At 59.4% G+C, this 20,233-nt stretch carries 14 protein-coding genes; 7 read left to right on the top strand and 7 right to left on the bottom strand.

The features are described 5' to 3' along the window. Positions 1-75: 75 nt before the first annotated feature. From EKN07_RS09275 to EKN07_RS09265, 3 genes are all read right to left on the bottom strand, one after another. Positions 76-993, bottom strand: a complete 918-nt coding sequence (locus tag EKN07_RS09275; protein ID WP_108716297.1) for a phosphoribosylaminoimidazolesuccinocarboxamide synthase — start codon at positions 991-993, stop codon at positions 76-78. 68 nt (positions 994-1,061) lie between these two features. Next, positions 1,062-2,336 carry a phosphoribosylamine--glycine ligase gene (gene purD, locus EKN07_RS09270; RefSeq protein WP_108716298.1) on the bottom strand — a complete coding sequence of 425 codons (1,275 nt, stop codon included), beginning with the start codon at positions 2,334-2,336 and terminating at the stop codon, positions 1,062-1,064. A 362-nt stretch (positions 2,337-2,698) separates the two neighbouring features. After that, positions 2,699-4,570 carry a phosphoenolpyruvate carboxykinase (GTP) gene (locus EKN07_RS09265; RefSeq protein ID WP_108716299.1) on the bottom strand — a complete coding sequence of 624 codons (1,872 nt, stop codon included), beginning with the start codon at positions 4,568-4,570 and terminating at the stop codon, positions 2,699-2,701. A 509-nt stretch (positions 4,571-5,079) separates the two neighbouring features. On the opposite strand from EKN07_RS09265, the gene EKN07_RS09260 reads away from it, so the two are divergent. After that, positions 5,080-6,000 (top strand): hypothetical protein, encoded by a 921-nt coding sequence (locus tag EKN07_RS09260; RefSeq protein ID WP_125482510.1) that lies wholly within the window; start codon positions 5,080-5,082, stop codon positions 5,998-6,000. Positions 6,001-6,054: 54 nt separating this feature from the next. After that, positions 6,055-7,134 (top strand): hypothetical protein, encoded by a 1,080-nt coding sequence (locus EKN07_RS09255; RefSeq protein ID WP_108716301.1) that lies wholly within the window; start codon positions 6,055-6,057, stop codon positions 7,132-7,134. A 734-nt stretch (positions 7,135-7,868) separates the two neighbouring features. Here the strand turns inward: EKN07_RS09255 and EKN07_RS09250 are convergent. Continuing rightward, the gene (locus EKN07_RS09250; protein WP_126146243.1) at positions 7,869-8,621 is read right to left on the bottom strand and encodes an NAD(P)H-binding protein; all 753 of its coding nucleotides are present in this window, start codon (positions 8,619-8,621) and stop codon (positions 7,869-7,871) included. A gap of 345 nt (positions 8,622-8,966) precedes the next feature. Beyond that, positions 8,967-10,253, bottom strand: a complete 1,287-nt coding sequence (locus tag EKN07_RS09245) for an adenylosuccinate synthase (protein WP_126146242.1) — start codon at positions 10,251-10,253, stop codon at positions 8,967-8,969. A 401-nt stretch (positions 10,254-10,654) separates the two neighbouring features. Here EKN07_RS09245 and EKN07_RS09240 point away from each other — a divergent pair, with 401 nt between their 5' ends. The 5 genes from EKN07_RS09240 (at position 10,655) to EKN07_RS09215 (ending at position 17,719) form a co-directional block, all read left to right on the top strand. Continuing rightward, on the top strand, positions 10,655-13,021 hold the full coding sequence (locus EKN07_RS09240; protein ID WP_126146241.1) for a glycogen/starch/alpha-glucan phosphorylase: 2,367 nt from the start codon (positions 10,655-10,657) through the stop codon (positions 13,019-13,021). 617 nt (positions 13,022-13,638) lie between these two features. After that, on the top strand, positions 13,639-14,976 hold the full coding sequence (locus EKN07_RS09230; RefSeq protein WP_108716305.1) for an ABC transporter substrate-binding protein: 1,338 nt from the start codon (positions 13,639-13,641) through the stop codon (positions 14,974-14,976). Positions 14,977-15,030: 54 nt separating this feature from the next. Next, positions 15,031-15,876, top strand: a complete 846-nt coding sequence (locus EKN07_RS09225; protein ID WP_108716306.1) for a sugar ABC transporter permease — start codon at positions 15,031-15,033, stop codon at positions 15,874-15,876. Between the two features lie 59 nt (positions 15,877-15,935). Beyond that, positions 15,936-16,787 carry a carbohydrate ABC transporter permease gene (locus EKN07_RS09220; protein WP_108716307.1) on the top strand — a complete coding sequence of 284 codons (852 nt, stop codon included), beginning with the start codon at positions 15,936-15,938 and terminating at the stop codon, positions 16,785-16,787. 293 nt (positions 16,788-17,080) lie between these two features. Then, positions 17,081-17,719, top strand: a complete 639-nt coding sequence (locus EKN07_RS09215; protein ID WP_108716308.1) for a DUF624 domain-containing protein — start codon at positions 17,081-17,083, stop codon at positions 17,717-17,719. 538 nt (positions 17,720-18,257) lie between these two features. On the opposite strand, the gene EKN07_RS12600 is transcribed toward EKN07_RS09215, so the two are convergent. After that, positions 18,258-18,440, bottom strand: coding sequence for a hypothetical protein (locus EKN07_RS12600; protein ID WP_206435708.1), 183 nt, complete (start codon positions 18,438-18,440; stop codon positions 18,258-18,260). 571 nt (positions 18,441-19,011) lie between these two features. Continuing rightward, on the bottom strand, positions 19,012-20,040 hold the full coding sequence (fbaA, locus tag EKN07_RS09210) for a class II fructose-bisphosphate aldolase (protein ID WP_108716310.1): 1,029 nt from the start codon (positions 20,038-20,040) through the stop codon (positions 19,012-19,014). Positions 20,041-20,233: the final 193 nt, after the last annotated feature.

Raw genomic sequence — 20,233 nt, 5'->3', positions numbered from 1 at the left:
GCCTCTTTCCCTTACTGCGCCGGTAGCCGTTAACTTCCGCACGCTTGTACCTTCAGCAGCCTTCCTGCCACGAACCTATTGCCAGGCGCGACCGGTCAGCGTTTCGTATGCCCTCACGTAGCGTTCGCGCGTTTTCGCGATGACCTCTTCCGGTAGCTCCGGCGGCTGTTCACCAGACGTGCGATCCCAGCCCGACTCCGGCGATGTCAGCCAATCACGGACGAATTGCTTATCGAGCGACGGTTGGTGCTTCCCCGCCTCGTATCCTTGCATGGACCAGAAACGCGACGAGTCCGGGGTGAGGACTTCATCGGCCAGAATAATCGTGTTCTCACCGGCATCTGGTGAGACTCCAAACTCAAACTTGGTGTCGGCGATGATAATGCCACGCTGTGCCGCCAGTTCCCGAGCACGCTCGTAAATTGCGAGTGAAGCGGACCGAAGAGCATGCGCAGGGCCCACGCCGACGCGGCGGATCATCGCCCCGAAGGTGATGTTCTCGTCATGACCACCTCCCCCTGCGGGAGCCTTTGCGGCGGGGGTGAAAATGGGTTCTTCCAAGCGATCCGCTTCAAGCAGACCGGCGGGCAGTTTAACACCGCAGACCTCGCCGCTCTCCTGGTATTCCGCCATCCCGGAGCCGGTCAGGTATCCACGCACAACGCATTCGATTGGAAACATATTCAAGCGCCGTGTGATCATGGCCCGCCCCGCAACCGCCTGCGGAACATCTGTGGAGATGAAGTGGTTGGGAATGATATCTCCCAGCTGTTCGAACCACCACAGGGAAAGCTGATTGAGTATCTTTCCCTTCTCCGGAATCGCTGAGGGAAGCACATGGTCGAATGCGCTGATACGGTCCGATGCCACGATCAAATACGTATCGACCCCGGAATGAGCCCTGGCGTCGGCCGGAACGTAGACATCCCGTACCTTCCCCGAATAAATGTGGGTCCAACCGGGAAGGCTCGGCCGATTCTCGCTCCCGCTCATGCGAACTCCCTCCGTGTGACTGTCATCCTTGCGCAGTGTGCCGGCATCCTCAACAAGCTATATCGCATTCACATCCCAGCCGCAATATCGCTGCGGAAGTGCGATCCGCTCAGACCGATTCTAGCCATAACCTGGTATGCATTGTCGCGCGCGTCCACGAGATTTGGCCCGAGCCCCACCGCCGCAAGGACGCGACCGCCGGCACTAACGAGTTGGCCTTCGCGGAGCGCGGTGCCTGCCTGGATCACGTGCGCGTGTGGCAGCGATGTGGCCTCGTCTATGCCGCTGATCCGATCACCCGTACGGACCCTACCCGGATACCCCTGCGCGGCCAGCACCACGGTCACCGCAGCTTCATCGCTCCAATCGAGGACGGTGTCCGCTGGGAGATGTCCGGTCGCCGCTGCATACAAAAGAACACCAAGCGGCGTCTTGAGGCGCGGCAGCACCGATTGCGTCTCAGGATCGCCGAATCGGACGTTGAATTCGACGACGCGCAGTCCTCGCGAGGTCAACGCGAGTCCGCAGTACAGCAGGCCGATGAACGGGGTGCCACGTCGCGCCATTTCATCGACGACGGGTTGCGCGACGCGGTCGACGACATCGCCGACCAGGGTGTCCGGCGCCCACGGCAGGGGCGAGTATGCACCCATTCCCCCGGTATTCGGCCCTTCGTTTCCGTCATATGCCCGCTTGAAGTCCTGCGCCGGTTCGAGTGGGATCACATGGGCGCCGTCGCATATGCAGAAGAGCGATACTTCCGGGCCGTCGAGGAATTCCTCCACGACGGCGGCGGGCTGCCCGGCCGTAGTGGCGTCGCCACTGTCCTTCGCCAGGCAGATGTCGGCATGTGCCAGCGCTTCGTCACGCGAGGTGGTAACAACGACGCCTTTCCCTGCCGCGAGACCGTCATCCTTCACCACGTAGGGCGGACCGAAGGCATCTAGCGCTTCCTCCACCTGCTCCCGGGTGGTACACACACGTGCAAGCGCTGTCGGAACTTCGGCGACCGCCATGACATCTTTGGCGAAGGCCTTGGAGCCCTCCAGTCGGGCCGCCTCGCGGGATGGTCCGAATACAGCTATCCCTGCTTCTCGCACGTCATCAGCAACACCCGCGACAAGAGGAGCCTCCGGCCCAATAACAACCAGATCAACGCCCAGGCGCACGGCCTGCACCGCAACAGCCTCACCATCGAGAACATCGAGCGGAATATTCCGGCCCAACTCGGCGGTGGCGGGATTACCGGGGGCGACAAAAAGTTCGGTGACGGAGGGATCCCTGTGCAATGCGAGGGCGAGCGCATGCTCCCGTCCGCCCGATCCCAGAAGGAGAATTTTCACAATACCAGCCTACGTGAGTGGTGCCACTTTAGCGCGGGGGAACCAAAACGTGGAGACGAACCGAGTTTGGTTGCGGAAAGCGTTGGCGCCGGGCTGAGGCACCGGCGTGATCGCCGAATTTCCCCTAACCGACCCACGCCCAATACCAAAAGGGGAGGCACCGGCACTATTGCGGAGTGTCCGTTGCCTGCCTTCGCTGCGAGCTGGGGCGAACAAGGCGCCCGCACAATCACGGCCGTTCCGCCCAGGCTAGGCGCAGGCATGTTAGGCATTCCTCCGCGCTCTTACGACCACAGCCTCTCCAAAAGCCGGTGGCCCCGGCGTTGTACAACGCCGGGGCCACGCGTTCATAACGAAGCGAGTCAGTTCTGCTTCGCAGCTGCGATCCGCTCGCGGAACTTTGCAAGCTGCGCGACAACTGCAGCCGGAACCTTATCTCCGAACTGCTCGAAGTACTCCTCTGTTCCATCCATCTCGGCCGCCCAGGCGTCCGGATCGATGGCGAACAGTTGATCCCACCCATCCTTGTCAATGCCGAGACCATCGAGGTTGAAGTCTTCGAAGTTCGGGTAACGGCCGGTCACGCCGTCGATAGCATCGACGTCGCCGGCAGCGCGGCGAACGATCCAATCGAGCACGCGCGAGTTCTCGCCGAAGCCCGGCCACAGGAACTTGCCGTCGGCGTCCTTACGGAACCAGTTGACCTGGTACACCTTCGGGAACTTGTCGCCCAGCTTCTCCTGCATCTCCAGCCAGTGGCCCCAGTAATCGGCCATGTGGTAGCCGCAGAAGGGCAGCATGGCGAAGGGGTCATGGCGAAGCGAGCCAGCCTTCACGTCAGTTGCCGCAGCAGTGACTTCAGAGGCCACTGAGGCGCCGATGAACACGCCGTGAGCTGCCTCGTACTGCTCGGCTACCAACGGCACGTTGGTAGCGCGGCGACCACCGAAGAGGATGGCATCAATCGGAACACCCTCCGGAGCCTCCCAATCCGGGCAGATGATCGGGCACTGCGACGCCGGCGTGGTGAAACGGCTATTCGGGTGAGCCGCCTTCTTGCCAGCGGCGGTATCCGCCGGAGTGAAGTCGTTGCCCTGCCAGTCAATGAGGTGCTCCGGCTGTTCGCCGTCGATACCCTCCCACCACACGTCACCGTCGTCCGTTAGCGCGACATTCGTGAAAATGGTGTTGGACTTCATGGTGTCCATGGCCATCGGGTTGGTGGTGTAGGCGGTGCCGGGGGCAACTCCGAAGAAGCCTGCCTCCGGGTTGATGGCGCGCAGGGTGCCATCCGGGCCGGGACGCATCCAGGCGATGTCATCTCCGATGGTCTCCACCTTGTAGCCCGGAATGGTCGGCTGCAGCATGGCGAGGTTCGTCTTGCCGCAAGCAGACGGGAAGGCGGCGGTCACATGGAACTGGCGACCGGTGCTTTCCTCCGTAAGGCGAAGGATGAGCATGTGCTCCGCCATCCAGCCGTCGCGGCGCGCCATGGTCGAAGCGATACGCAGTGCGAAACACTTCTTGCCCAGCAGTGCGTTGCCACCGTAACCGGACCCGTAGGACCAGATCTCGTTGGTCTCCGGGAAGTGCGTGATGTACTTCTCGTCGTTGCACGGCCACGCCACGTCCTCGCGGGTGGTCCCGTCGGCGTCGCGCAGCGGGTAGCCGACGGAGTGAACGGAGGGAACCCAGGTCTGACCCTCGCCGATGAGCTTGAGGGCGGCGGAGCCCATACGGGTCATGATGCGCATATTGCATACCACGTACGGGGAGTCGGTCAGCTCGATGCCCAGCTGGGAGATCGGGCCTCCCACCGGACCCATGGAGAAGGGGATCACGTACATCGTGCGGCCGCGCATAGCGCCGTCGAACTTCTCATGCAGCGTGGCCTTCATCTCGCTCGGCTCGGCCCAGTGATTCGTCGGGCCGGCATCTTCTTCCTTCTCCGAGCAGATGAACGTGCGTGACTCGACGCGCGCCACGTCCGATGGCAGTGAACGAGCCAAGAACGAGTTGGGGCGCTTCTCCGGGTTCAAACGGATAAACATGCCCGAATCAACCATTTCACTGGTCAGTCGGTCCCATTCTTCTTGGGAACCATCGACCCAGTAGATCGAATCAGGCTTCGAAAGATTAGCCTGCTCCACCACCCAGGCAACGAGGTCATCGGGAGCCTCCGAAGGAGCTCCGGCCCGGACCTCCTCGACGGAATAAGTCTTGTCAGACGTCATCGCGTTTCCTTCCTTAAAAGAGCGATGTGTACGCCGCAAGCTCGGCGCCGCGGCGCGAACATCTCCTATTGTCTCCGAAATAACTGGCTGTTATCCATGAATTACGTCCCGGACGTGGCCCAAACAATGTGTCCAGCCCGTCACAAAAGGCGAGAAGTTGCCACTCTCCTCACCTTCTGCCCAATGGAATGCGATAGGGGCCACATTTGCTCCAGTTTGCTCCAGCGGCGCATGATCGCCTGCACACACCTATTCGACCGATTGCCGGTAGATACCCCTCCAACGCCCGACCTACTGCGATGCGCTGCGAGTTCCCTCTCTGACCAGGTACTTTCGCCGATAAGGATCCGCGACTGATTCGCGGCTATCTCCGGTGTGGCCGGGGAAGTCCACACCTGGTTTCACGCGAGCCGAAACGGGTCCACAGGTGCCATTACGGTCCCCAGAGGTGAAGCACGACGCACAATTGAGGATTCCCAGCGCTTTCCCATGCGTGTATTCTCCTCTTTATGACGCATAACCATCGGCGCATGCGCCGGATCACTATGTTTACAGCACTTACTGCTGGGCTTGCCTTGGCTGGTTGTCAAGGCGATCTCGGCTTCACTATCTCCGAAGACGGTGACCTTACCACGGCCTTCGAGTTCGTTGACGACGAAGGCTTGATACAAGACGGTTTAACCTGCGATGACCTGAAAGGATACGTGGAATCCGAGCCCCAAATGCAACTGTTCGGCACCATGTCCGTCGAGGATGCGGGCTCCGCCGGAGCCTTTGGCTGCCGCATGACGTTCGAGGACTCTGCACTTTTGTCAAGCACCTATGTGACCGACAATGGCGATACCTTCACTTTTGAGGTGTCTAAAGCTGAGGGATCGATGTTTGAAAGCGCATTTGACCTTGATGAAGTAGGCATTGGATCTCTAGATTTCACCGCGACGGTCACCTTCCCTGGCGATGTGATAGAAGCCTCAGATGGTGCAACAATTGAGGGAAACACTGTCACATGGCACTCCTATGACGACTTCCTCGAAGGGATCTCTGCTACCGGATACAAAACCGCCGGGCAGAAGGCGTCTTCCGGCTTCCCGGTGTGGGGATGGATTGTCATCGCGGTCGGCGTCTTGCTGATCGTTGGAATCGTACTCTTCGCGATTCGCCGCGGAAAGAACAAGACGGGAAACGGCCCGCAGCCAGGCACTCCCGCCTATCCGGGTAACGCGGGAGTGGCAGGACAGCCATACGGGCAGCCTTACCCGGGGCAACCAACGAATACTGCTGAACAGGCCGCCCCGTATCCGAGCTATCCAGTCCAGCCCGGTTCCTCGGCGCAACAGCCACAGTATCCGACACCCGATCAGGGGATGCCCGGCCAAGGATACGGTGGACCGGCGGCGGGCACTACTCCGTACAACCCACCCCGAAACTAGTGGTCCAATTCAGCGGGGCCAGTGCCCTAATTCAGATACGAGCAGAGAGGAACCATGAAACAAGACACGTATCCGAAGGCGCGCTTCGCTGCTCTCGCCATGCTTCTACCTGCCGTTTTGCTTGGCGCCTGCCGATCAGAGAATACCCTCGAGATTACCGACGACGGCATGCTCAAGATGACGATGGATGTTGTCGACGACGAGGGCTTGATCCTCGGTACAGCGGTGGAGGATTGTGCCAGCTTCATCGCCATAGCCGGAGACGCAGCTAAAGGTTTACAGGATGCAACAGTTGAGGACATCACGGTTGACGGGCACCCAGGCTGCCGCCTGACAACGGAAGAACCGGTCGAGTTCGACGGCATCTTCCTCGTTGACAACGGTGACAGCATGACCTTCAACGTCACCCCGGGCCTGATGCCCGATGTCGGAGACGACGCCGACCTACTGGGGAATACCACATTCTCATTGCGGGTTGTGTTACCGGGAGACATCACCGAGGCTGACAATGGTGGGCAAATTGAAGGCAACACTGCCGTCTATACGGATATCTCCGTGTTGGAAACGGGTTTCTCCGTGACTGGCGGAAAAGGCTCCTTGAGTTCGTCGGCAAGCGCAGACCCCAGCAACACACCCTCAAATTCCACCACACCATCTATCACCACGGCGGACCCGACTGTACCGAGTCCGATTGAGCCGCCCGCAACGGAAGACGAAAGTGATTCGGGCTTCCCGGTGTGGGCCTGGGTGCTGATCGCCGTGGGTGCTATGGCTCTTGCTGGCGGCGGTATCTTCCTCGCTACACGAAAGAAGGGCGGCCCCGGCAACCAGGGCGATTATCCAAGCGGCCCGGGAACTCCGGGTGGCTCGCCCTATGGCTACGGCCAGCCGGGTCCAGGAGCAGTCCAAGCGGCGCACGGTGCCAATCCCCCTTACGGGCAGGCCAGTGGTGCCACCGGCTACGGGCAACCAACCCAGGCTTACGGCCAGCCCACGCAGGGCTACGGCCAACAGGCGCAGGCTTCTGGCCAGGCAACCCAGGCACAGGGCTACAACCAACCGCCGACTTACGGGCAGAACATCTACCCGCCACAAAATGGCGGCCGGGCGGGCGGACAAATGCCCAGGCAATGACGTCAGCCCCCGGGGCCCTGCTCGGACACTACGCGCCTCGGCCCACGGGCACGGGAAGCAACCTGCATCGGATGCATGGGAGTTGTTTCTACGTCCCGTCGGCCCGCAGGCACGGCGTTGGAACCTGTCCGTCGATAAGACGCGGGTGTGCTTGTCTGCGGTGGCCCACAGGGGCGGTGAGCAATGGTACCTGGGCCATTGTCAAGCGCCTTCCATCCCACGGCATAGAGCGTTCGTCTTGTACAGGTGTGCCCCGAGTTCGTTCTCGGGGCACACCTGTATCTTGTAGGACACTTCGCGCCATTTCAGTTATAGATCATTTGGTGTTGTTTCGGGTGGCGTCTAGGAGCCGCATAACCAGTCTTCAGTTAGTTGGGCGCCTCTACGCGGCGTGTCCAAATCCCGTCCAAACAAGATCTATCCAATCTAGTCGCGAGACAAAATCAGCGAGATTCCGCCGGTTCTTAAATGGAGCCAATCAAGTTTTCAGTCGTTTGGACGGGATTTGGACATGTTCCTGTCATTGCCCATCATCGAGACTCCCGCAGAGCGAACTGGCGGCCATCGCGGGCAGGAGAACGTCACCACGCAGCGCTGCGAAGACCCCGGGAAGGTGCGGAGAAGGGTAGAGACCGCCGGAAAACAAGTTCCGAACGGCTGCGGGCAGCACTGACGCGGCGAATGAGTTCCTCGATTATCGTAACGACCCTCGGCCGCGGGCAGCGCGCTCCACGTCAGCGTGTGAAACGGGCAATGTCCATCTGGACCCGCTCCGGTTCCTCAGCCAAGGGCACATTGTGTGTATCGAGGGTACCGTCCAACGCGCCGTCGGGGTCCGCCGTCGTCGTCGCGAACAGCGCCTCGAAGTCCGTCACCGGAGCACCGGACTTGCTGAATATTTCGACCGTGCGCCGTGCACCGGACGGATTCACCGCCCCTTCCAATAGAACCTGCGCGATGTGATGGCGATCAACTCCCGGCTGTCCGGTAACGAGATCCCCCTGGCGCAGATCAATCTGGTGATCGGCTGGACCCTGATAGTCAAACCATCCGGGGCGAACAATCGTGTATGGATGGCCAGAGGCGCGAACCAGCCGCTCGGCACGGCGCTTCCACTCGATGAAGTCATAACTCGACGCTGCGGCCCCGGCTGAACGGCTGGCATTCATAAGCGTCATGAGGCTGATATGAGTGTCGCTGCCGTCTAACGCTTCCAGTAACGCTGGAATCACTGCGCAAAAGTTGTTCTCACCATCACTGTCCCCGCCATGTGTAAGAACAACCGCATCCACCCCGGCGACGAGCGGTCGGAGCTCATCTGCCGACGTCGGCAACGCCTCCACCACTTCCGCGTTGGCGGGCAATGATCGTTGGGCGCGCTTGGCATTGCGAGTTTGAGCGCGCACGGTGAAGCCACGCTGTAAGGCTTCGTTGACGACCGCTCGCCCGACCTTCCCCGTGGCACCAATAACGAGAACCGTGGTCATTGCAGCTCCTCAATTGGTTGTAACGAACGTGGGAGTAGGGCACCGACTCGGCCCCGCCGTGTCGGCGAGGCGCTGGCACCAGGTGCCGAGCTCCCAAGCACGTACCACCCGCCTGCCAAGGCTAACGCCGCGAGACTCACTTGAGCCATGCACTGCTGTTGCATGGCTTGGCCAAAATCGTGGCACAGCGCGGATCGCCTGCCGGTCTCCAACTGAATGCCCACCGGTATGGTGCCGAGCGCCCATCAGCCTCACACATTGCTTATCGGTCCCGTGCGTGCCGCCGATGCTCAACGGCGTTCTGCTCGAACCATTTCCTGTGGCCCTCTTGCAGCAGGTCCTGGACTATTGTAGTAGGTCGCGACGCACGATGGTCTGCTCACGGTCTGCGCCCACGCCGATCACACTGATGCGACAACCGGAGATCTCCTCCAGATACAACACATAGTTCCTTGCCGCCTCCGGCAGCTCGTCGAACGTTCTGCAACCGGAAATATCGTCGTGCCAGCCGGGCAAATGCTCGTAGACGGGCTGGGCGTGGTGGAAATCCGACTGCGATACCGGAACCTCGTCAACGCGCTTCCCCTCGATCATGTATGCCACGCAAACCGGGATCGTCTCCAGGCCCCCAAGCACATCAAGCTTCGTCAACACAAGGTCCGTGAGTCCATTGATGCGGCTGGAGTAGCGTGCCACCGGCGCGTCATACCATCCACAACGCCGCGGCCTCCCGGTTGTTACACCGTACTCGCCACCGTGCTCGCGCAACCACCGCCCCGCATCGTCCAGAAGCTCGGTGGGGAACGGCCCTTCTCCCACCCGCGTCACGTACGCCTTCACAATGCCCACGACGCGGCTGATACGCGTCGGGCCGACGCCGCTTCCGGTGCAGGCACCACCCGCAGTCGCATTGGACGATGTGACATAGGGGTATGTGCCATGATCGATGTCAAGCATGGTGGACTGTCCACCCTCGAACACCACCGTCTTTCCCGCATCAAGCGCCTGGTTGATCTCCAACGAGGTATCCGCGACCATCGGCCTGATCCGCTCGGTGTATTCGAGCAACTGGTCTGCCACGGCCTGCGCGTCAACGGCCTCCTCCCCATAGACTTTTGTCAGCATGCCGTTCTTCGATGTCAGGGCGCTGCTGATCTTCTGCCGCAAAATGGACTCGTCGAAGAGGTCCTGGATCCGAATTCCCACACGAGAAGCCTTATCCGCATAGCTGGGGCCGATGCCACGCCCGGTCGTCCCTATCTTGCGGGAGCCAAGCGAACGCTCGGAAAGGCGATCAAGTGCACGCCCGTAGGGCGTGATGATATGCGCGTTGGCAGAAATACGCAGGCGTGAGGTGTCAATTCCGCGCGCCTCCAGTTCGTCGACCTCTTGGAACAGCACGTCCAGATCGACGACGACCCCGTTGCCGATCACCGGCACACACCCCGGCGAGAGAATGCCAGAGGGAAGCAAATGCAGCGCAAAGGTGTTCTCGCCAATCACTACAGTATGCCCGGCATTGTTACCGCCGTTGTACTTCACAACGTAGTCTGCACGTGCTCCCAGCTGATCGGTCGCCTTTCCCTTGCCCTCGTCGCCCCATTGCGCACCGAGGATGATTATCGCGGGCATTCGCCTCTCCTTCACGGAACTTGTTCAGCGCCACGGACGGGGCCGCCTACGCGGTCGGCATCGGCCCTCCCCGTAGAGCTGGTACTACCGTCTCAGCATAGCCATGAGTCTTACAAAACACAGGTGACGTTATATGCTGGACGGGTTCTTTCCGTTCGGTCCGAGCTGGGAACCGGCGGTTTCGCATTCAAAATCGCATGATTTCAGGCATTCGACCTTTGGTCGGCGCCTGCCTGGCAGCGAGGTGCATGCCCGCTATCGAGCGAGGTGCCGGTGTCTATGCGCTACGAGTTGGGAGCGGTACCACAGCGTGTCCGCGTGAGATTTGTGCCTGAAACAAGCAATTTCCGCCGTCGTCCGCTACGCTAGCGCTGAAACTTTTTTCGCAAGGAGAATCAGCAATGTCAACAGACCTGACGCGATCTTTGGGCGCCTTCGTCCGCTCCGTCTCCGGCACCACCACGCGCAACTCGATCCCGCGCGAGTTCTGGACCGGCCTATCGGAGCTCGTCGTCGAAAAGCTTGCCGATAACTGGCACGCGACACAGGCAGCCTATGCTCCCGCGCGGCAGGCCGCGTATTTCTCGGCCGAATTCCTGATGGGCCGCGCCCTCCTGAACAATCTGACCAACCTCGGCCTGGTCGAGGACGCCGAGCAGGCTCTCGCCGCCTACGGGCAGAATCTCTCCGACGTGCTGGAGGCCGAACCGGATGCCGCTCTGGGTAATGGCGGCCTCGGCCGACTCGCCGCCTGCTTCCTCGATTCCTGCGCCACATTGAACCTCCCAGTAACCGGCTACGGCATCCTCTACCGCTATGGCCTGTTCAAGCAAACCATTGACAACGGCTTCCAGACCGAGCATCCGGACCCGTGGATGGAACAGGGCAACCCTTTCGTCATCCGCCGCGCCGAACAAGCCAAGTACGTGCACTTCTCAGACATGCATGTGAGGGCAGTCCCTTATGACATGCCGATCACCGGATTCGGAACTCGTAACGTCAACACCTTGCGCCTGTGGAAGTCCGAGCCGATCGAGGAGTTCGATTACGACGCCTTCAATTCGCAACGATTCACCGATGCCATTGTGGAGCGCGAGCGCGTAGCCGATCTGTGCCGTGTCCTCTATCCGAACGACACCACGTATGAAGGCAAGGTGCTACGCGTGCGGCAACAGTACTTCTTCGTGTCGGCATCCTTGCAGACAATGATCGACAACTACCAGCGCACGCACGGCGAGGATCTCAAGGACTTCGGTAAGTTCAACGCGGTGCAGTTGAACGACACGCACCCGGTACTCGCCATCCCCGAGTTGATGCGCCTGCTGCTGGACGATCATGGCATGACCTGGGATGATGCCTGGAAGATTGTCCAGGAGACCTTCGCGTACACGAACCACACGGTTCTGGCGGAAGCCCTCGAATCCTGGGAGGTTTCTATCTTCCAGCAGCTCTTCCCGCGTGTCTTGGAGATTGTCGCCGAAATCGACCGCCGCTTCCGCGCGGAACTGGCCGGGCTGGGTTACGACGACGGCAAGATCAACTACATGGCACCACTTTCGGACGGACGTGTTCACATGGCATGGATTGCCTGCTACGCCTCTTTCTCCATCAATGGTGTGGCGGCGTTGCACACGGAAATCCTCAAGCGCGACACGCTCCATGACTGGTATGAGATCTGGCCCGAGAAGTTCAACAACAAGACCAACGGCGTGACCCAACGCCGCTGGTTGAACAACTGCAACCCGCGCCTCGCTGGCCTTTTGACACGCGTGGTCGGCTCCGACAGCTGGGTGACCGACCTGGATGAGTTGGCAATGCTGGTCGAGAAGGCCGACGACGCCATCCTCGGCGAACTCATGGCCATCAAGCAGGCCAACAAGGCGGATTTCGCCGCGTGGATCAAGAACCGGCAGGGCGTCGATATCCCGGTGGATGCGATTTACGATGTGCAAATCAAGCGTCTGCACGAGTACAAGCGTCAGGTACTCAACGCCATTTACATCCTCGATCTCTACTTCCGCCTCAAGGATGACCCGCAACTAGATACCCCGGCACGCGTGTTCATTTTCGGCGCCAAGGCGGCACCCGGTTACCGGCGCGCCAAGGCGATTATCAAGCTCATCAACGAGGTCGCCCGGCTCGTGAACTCTGACCCGGATATGGCTGGAAAGCTCAACGTCGTTTTCGTGGAGAACTACAACGTATCCCCCGCCGAACACATCATTCCTGCGGCCGATATCTCTGAGCAGATTTCGATGGCTGGCAAAGAGGCATCCGGTACATCGAATATGAAGTTCATGATGAACGGTGCCTTGACCCTTGGCACGCTGGACGGCGCGAATGTGGAGATTCTCGACGCTGTCGGACCGGAGAATGCCTACATCTTCGGTGCTACGGAGGACGAGCTGCCCACGCTGCGCCAGCACTACCAGCCGCGTGAGGCGTACGAGACGGTTCCCGGCCTCAAGCGCGCCTTGGATGCCTTCGTCGATGGCACCTTGAACGACGACGGAACCGGCGAGTTCCACGATCTCCTCGGTACACTCCTTGACGGCAGCTCCTGGGAGGCCGCGGATATCTATTACGTGCTGGGAGACTTCGCCGCGTATCGCGAGGCGAAGGACCGCATGGCCGAGGACTACCGCGACCAGACGAGCTGGGCGCGCAAGTGCTGGGTCAATATCTGCATGTCTGGCCGTTTCTCCTCCGACCGGACGATCAACGACTACGCCACCGAAGTGTGGAAGCTGGACCGGCAGGCCATCTGAGTGGACGAAGATCGGTAAGGTGCTGGGCCCGGCTGCGCCGTGCACCCGGTTTCAAAAGTCACGCTGGGCTCCGATACGGATATGTTGTCACTAAGTGTGCCCCCGCTGAAGGGGGGCACACTTGCATTTGCGGGAAGGCGCATGTGTTCAGACATCTGCCGCAGGGCACCTGTCTGAACCCAGCTCACAGGCGCGACCATCAGCTTGCTTGTATGGGTCACTTGGCTTGCATGGGTCACTTTGCTTGTACGGGTCACTTTGCTTGTACGGGTCACTTTGCTTGTACGGGGATCGTGTACGAGTTGTGCGATCAGGTCCTGCTGACGCAAGCAACGGCGTCGTCCGGAAGCTCAAAGCCCGGTAGAGGCACCCTTTCCTCCCACACACGTCACATGCGCTTTCACAATCTCCGCAACGCGACTGATGCGCACCAGGCCTACTCCACTTCCGCATTCACAACAGTACCGCACATAACAGTTCTGCAACGTTTTTCACAAACACTGCAAGACTGTGGTAGGAATGTATGTGCACACGCCCGAGCCACGGCCTCGGGCATAAACATAACCCGGTGACGGCCACAACATCGTCGTGACCGTGTCCAAAGGAGGGCATTACGTATGCGTCGCTTTAGAACATACGCAGCACTCGGCAGCATTGCCGCACTGGCACTTGCCGGAGCGGCGGGTTGCAGCAGCAGTGATGATTCAAGTGATGACGGAGAGGCATCCGTCTACTACCTTAACTTCAAGCCAGAATCTGAAGACGCTTGGAAAGAGGTTGCAGCCGCCTACGAAAAAGAGACTGGTGTCAAAGTCAAGATTGTCACCGCAGCCTCTGGCGACTACCAGCCGACCCTGAAGACCGAACTGGCGAAGTCAGATGCACCGACGTTGTTCAATATCAATGGACCCGTCGGCTATGAGACGTGGAAGGACTACACGCTCGATCTGACTGACACGGATTTTGCGAAGCATCTTTCCGACCCTTCAATGGCGGTGACCGGTGAAGACGGCAAGATCTACGGTGTACCGTTCGCAACCGAAGGTTATGGCATCATCTACAACGATGCCATCATGCAGCAGTACTTCCAGACTGACGGTGCGGTCGCCACGTCCATGGATGACATCAACAACTTCGACACCCTCAAGGCTGTCGCGGATGACATGCAATCCAAGAAGGATGAACTCGGAATCGACGGCGTGTTCGCGTCGACGTCGCTGTCACCGGGCGAGGAGTGGCGCTGGCAGACCCATCTCGCCAACTATCCTGTCTACTACGAATTGCGCGATAAAGATCTTGCCGATACCGACACGGTCGAGATGACCTACGGCGACAACTACAAGGATATCTTCGATCTCTATCTAACGGACTCGACGATCTCCGCATCCCAGGCGCCCGCCAAACTCGTCACTGATTCAATGTCCGAGTTTGCGCTCGGGAAGGCCGCCATGGTACAAAACGGCAACTGGGCTTGGAGCCAGATCTCCGAGGTGGAAGGCAACACCGTCAAGGAAGAAGACATCCACTTCCTACCGATTTACATGGGAGTCGACGGTGAAGAAGAAGCCGGTCTCGCTATTGGCACCGAAAACTTCCTCGCCGTGAATTCGCAGGCATCGGAGGCAGACCAGCAAGCTGCCATTGACTTCGCAAACTGGCTCTTCACCTCTGAGGATGGCACGAAGCTTGTCTCCGAGAAGCTCGGCTTCATCGCACCCTTCGACACTTTTGAAGATCTAGCCCCCGAGGACCCGCTCGGCAAGGAAGTCGTCGAGTACATGAACAACGACGACCTGTACAACGTTACCTGGGTCTTTACTGTTTTCCCGAGCCAGGACTTCAAGAACCAGCTCGGTCAGCACCTCTCGCAGTACGCAACCGGCCAGGAGGAATGGTCGGATGTGATGGAGTACTTCACCAGCGCGTGGACCTCCGAGAAGCAGAAAAATAGCTAGTCATAGCCGTCCGGGCACCGGTCGTGCATCGGTGCCCGGACGAGAGGTTAAGCCATGACGAGAACTCTCCGAATTTACTCAGCACATTTCACGGCGCCTACATTGATCGCGTTCTTGATCGCGTTCCTTGCCCCGTTTTTCATCGGCCTCTATCTCTCCTTCACGAAGTTCACCACCCTCACGAACGCCCAGTGGGTAGGAATTGAGAACTACCAAAAGGCCTTCTCCGACGGGCAGAACTTCGCCTACGCGCTGCTGTTCACCGCGCTCATCTCGATTGTTTCCATCATCACGGTCAATATCGGGGCCTTCGTACTTGCTTACATGCTCACGAAGAAGCTCCGCGGTACGAATTTCTTCCGTACCATCTTCTTCATGCCGAACCTGATCGGCGGCATCGTACTCGGCTACACCTGGCAGGCAATGCTCAACGCCATCCTGAGTCGTTGGGAAATGACTCTGTTCAATGACTGGAAGCTCGGCTTCGCGGGCCTCGTCATGCTAATCAACTGGCAGCTAATGGGCTACATGATGATCATCTACATTGCGGGGCTGCAGAATGTGCCGCCGGAGCTACTCGAAGCGGCCGAGATCGATGGAGCTTCCGGGTGGCAGAAACTGCGCTCTGTCACGATCCCCATGGTTATGCCCTCCGTGACTATCTGCCTGTTTCTCACGCTGGCCAACACCTTCAAGATGTATGACCAGAACTTGGCGCTGACCAGCGGTGCTCCTTTACAGAAAACCCAAATGGCCGCTTTGAACATCGTCTCCACCATGTATGACAAAGTCTCCCAGGAAGGGATTGCGCAGGCCAAGGCCGTGATCTTCTTCCTGATCGTCTCGGTCATTGCGCTGTTGCAACTGCGCGCCACACGTTCCAGGGAGGTGGATCAGTGAGTACCGCTGTAGTAGCGACGTCGACAGACTTCCCCGCCGCGTCGGATGGCAAACTAAACATGCCGAATACTCGTCCGAAGACGACACCCGGACGCGTGGTTGCCGTCATCGTACTGAGCTTCCTCGCACTCGTCTATCTTGTTCCGCTGGCCTTCATCCTCATCAACTCGTTCAAAAACAAGTTGTTCATCTCAGCTGATCCGTTCAGCATCCCCACTGGTGACAGCTTCGCCGGAGTGACGAACTACGAAACCGGCCTCCAACTCAATGGCTTCCTGCGCGCTATTGGCTGGTCACTGTTCATTACAGTGTGCTCGGTGATTGTGATCGTCTTCTTCTGCGCGATGACCGCCTACTACATCACCCGAGTGAAAACCTGGTGGACGTCTCTGCTCTACTACATGTTCGCCTTCTCCATGATCGCACCCTTCCAGATGGTCATGTTTCCAACCGTGAAGATCGCGGACGCCCTCGGCCTCGCAACCCCTTGGGGGATGATCGTCCTCTACCTCGGCTTCGGGGCTGGACTGTCGGTATTCCTCTTCTCAGGTTTCGTTCGGTCAATCCCACTAGAGATCGAAGAGGCAGCCTTCATAGATGGCTGCTCGCCACTACAGAATTACTTCCGCGTGGTATTGCCACTTCTCAAACCCACCGCGATTACGGTTGCCATTCTTAACGCAATGTGGGTGTGGAACGACTACTTGCTCCCGAATCTGGTAATCGGGCAAGACGAGAACTACCGGACTATCCCCATCGTCATTCAGTCTCTTATAGGTTCGAACGGCAACCGCGACATGGGTGCGCAGATGGCGATGTTGGTTCTCGCTATCGTGCCCATCGTTATCTTTTACCTCTCCGCCCAGAAGTACATCATCGAGGGCGTCGCCGCGGGTGCGGTCAAGGGGTAGACAAAGCCGCGACCGGATGCTGTCAAGAGGTCGGCAAAGCCGCGGCCGGGTGCTGCCATGGGGTAACGAAGTCACGCAGGTCCTTCCCCAGGCCGCGCCCGGTCGCTATTCCCGTCGTAGCACCATGGCTTACGCCCATGTGGAACGAGTCCACAGCGGCACAGCCCAGGAGAATGCGGGACAGATTGGGTACAATCCGGTCGGCATGCACAGCTGGTGAGATGAGGGACAAATCGGGCATCACCCACCCGGCGACCCGACCGGCATTCACAGCTCGTGAGAAGGAGAAGTAAATGGCACAGTGGCTAGGGCCTGACTCATCGTTCTACCGAGCCCTGACCGCGGCGACGGACCTCGTTGTTATCAATCTTCTGACACTGCTGGGCTGTCTACCGGTCATCACCGCCGGGGCGTCTTTAACCGCCTGCGCGCGGGTCACAATGGATATGGCGCGCGACGAGGATGGGTTGATTGCCAGGAGCTGGTGGCGATCATTCCGTAGAAATCTCATACAGTCCCTCGGATGGTGGCTGCCGATCACGATCTTGCTTTTCCTCCTCTGGCTAGAGAATAGATTGCTTGGCGGCATGGCGAGCCCCGGCGCATCTGGAGCGCTGACGGGCCTGCTCATCGCCGGAGTCGTATTTCTGGTGGCACTGCTTACCTGGCTGATCCCGCTAGTGGCCTTCTTCGAGAACACGGTTGTTGGCCATGTGGGCAACGCGGCGTTGCTGGCGGTTGGGCATCTGGGGCGTACGATCCTGACGCTCGGCCTGCTTGCCGCACCAGTAGTACTGGGGTTCTACGTGTCGGCTGCGCGGGCTCCACTCGCGTGGTTCATGATTCTGTTGGGAGTTGCATTCATTGCGTACCTGATCGCACTCATCGAGCTTCCCGTGATCAATCGTCTGCGCGCTGCCGCACGCGAGTAGCTTTTGCACGATTCCCCTCCCAAAAACCTGACTGGCCGTTTTCCGCCTGTCGTTTCGCGCCTGCCGTGCCTGCCTCTCCACACCTCGCCACGCTCGACCCACTCCCGTTTTCCGGGTTTTCCACTAGCAGCTGTGAAACCCGTGATCCTCGTCCATCCCACTCCCGTTCTCCGGGTGTTCCACCAGCAACCATGGAACCTGTGATCCCCGTCCACGCCGCCCCCTTCTCCGGGATTTCCACCAATTTCCGCGAATAACCCGGAAAACAAGCAAAAGCCCGGAGAACCCGGCCCAGTAACTTCAGCCCGAGTTGCCCGGATCATGCCCTTGATTTCCAGAGACTGGCCGTTTGGCCCCAGAATGCGAGACTAGAATCTAGTAGCCGTCGGCATCCAATGCGAATCTAGAAGGTCATGCTATGTGCGACTCAGGCGACGCTCGTTTCAATCTCTGGACGGGGCCACTACTGGACGCCCGGGCACGAATGACGCTTGAGGGTCTAGAAGCCGTGGATGCCCTACATGTAGCTGAGCTCGCGCTACGCGACGCTAAGTACCAGAGGGACAAGAACCCAGTCGAAACCGCGCTTCGGCACGTAGACTCGCCATGGCACGCACTCGCCCTGCGGCGTGGCGGCAGCCGTTTGAGCTTCTGGCTCGGCGACGGCGAGTTCCTTCCCTGGGAGTTGATCCCAGGCGTTCGCGAGAAGGTTCAAATACACCACATCCTCTTGGCAACACGGGATGCGGCCAGTGCGCCAGGCCACGCCGACGCCAGTGCGCCGGACCTCGACAATTCAGGCAGCAGCCACATTCCTTCCTGCGAAATGTTTTCAGGCCAATGTAGAACATGGCAGTGTCAACGTACAGCGTTTCTCCCGGCAAGCGATGTCACTTATCGTGCACGCTCGCGAATCTCATGGCGCAACGGTCAGCAGCCTGGTCGCAATTCAAAAAGAGGACATTCCGTTGGATATCCCGCTAGACACAAAGACTTTTGCACTTCTTGAACGCGAGGAGCGCCGGATCGCCCGTGCCGAGCAAAAGACCCGGAGGCGTTGAAGGCCCTACCTCTGCGACTGTCCAAATCCCGTCCAAACGGCGCTAATCTGGATTAATTCATTTTAAAGAATGGCGGAATCATGCGGATTTTGGCTGGTGTGCCGTTCGGCTCTTTTCCGTTTGGACGGGATTTGGACACGCATCCTATGCCGGTCACCTCAACAGCCCTGCATACGAAAAGCCGGGCACCCATTGCGGATGCCCGGCCAGCGCTTCTTCGGTTCAGCCCTATCAGGCCATCTTGGTGCCGACGGAGCCAAGGCGCTCGCACGCCTCGACAACACGCGCGGCCATGCCGGCTTCGGCAGCCTTACCCCACGAACGCGGATCGTACAGCTTCTTGGTACCGACCTCGCCGTCGATCTTGAGGACGCCGTCGTAGTTGCGGAACATGTGGTCCACAACCGGGCGGGTGAAGGCGTACTGCGTGTCCGTGTCAACGTTCATCTTGATGACGCCGTTCGCCACTGCGGTGGCGATTTCCTCAGCGGTGGAGCCGGAGCCGCCATGCATGACGAGGTCGAAGGGGCGGTTATCCTTCCAGCCGATCTCTGCGGCGACTTCTTCCTGGATGGTGCCAAGGATGTCCGGACGAAGCTTGACATGGCCCGGCTTATACACGCCGTGAACGTTACCGAAGGTCAGAGCCGTCAGGTAGCGACCATTCTCACCAACGCCGAGGGCCTTGACCGTCTTCAGTGCATCCTCCGTGGTGGTGTACAGCTTCTCGTTGATCTCACCAACGATGCCGTCCTCTTCGCCGCCGACAACGCCGATTTCGATCTCAAGAATCGTGTTGGCCGCCTGCGACAATGCGAGCAGCTCCTTCGCGATCTCAAGGTTCTCATCCAGCGGCACTGCAGAGCCATCCCACATGTGGGACTGGAAGAAGGGCAGGCGACCGGCTTTGACCTCTTCGGCCTCCAGCTCCATGATCGGGCGGATCCACGAATCGATGTTCTGCTTGGCGCAGTGATCGGTATGCAGGGCAACCGTCACCGGGTAGTTCTTGGCAACCTCACGCGCATATGCGGCAAGCGAAAGTGAACCGGCAACGCGGTCTTTAATAGTGGAGCCGGAGGCGTACTCGGCGCCGCCAACCGAAACCTGGATGATGCCATCCGACTCAGCTTCGGCGAAACCGCGCAGTGCAGCGGTGAGCGTCTGCGACGACGTCACGTTAATCGCCGGGTATGCGAACTTGCCCGCCTTGGCGCGGTCAAGCATCTCGTTGTAAATCTCAGGAGTTGCGATAGGCACGAGAACTCTCCTTTAGTAATTTCCTGGACTCTCCTATTCTCTCACTTCGCTCCGACAGAAAGCACCCCAAAAGGCCCCGGTATTTGTGCCCACATTGAGAGCCACAACACAACCAGCTCCATACGCGTCCGAGGAGAAGGATCTTCCATCCTGCGGCTTCCCCTTGAACGGCGCGACTCCATACACGTCCGGC

This window comes from Actinobaculum sp. 352 (genome assembly GCF_003957265.1).
In the GTDB taxonomy this organism is placed as follows: Bacteria; Actinomycetota; Actinomycetes; order Actinomycetales; family Actinomycetaceae; genus Asp313.
Note: the sequence above shows the minus strand (reverse complement) of the source record. Positions and strands in the feature narration are given on the sequence as shown.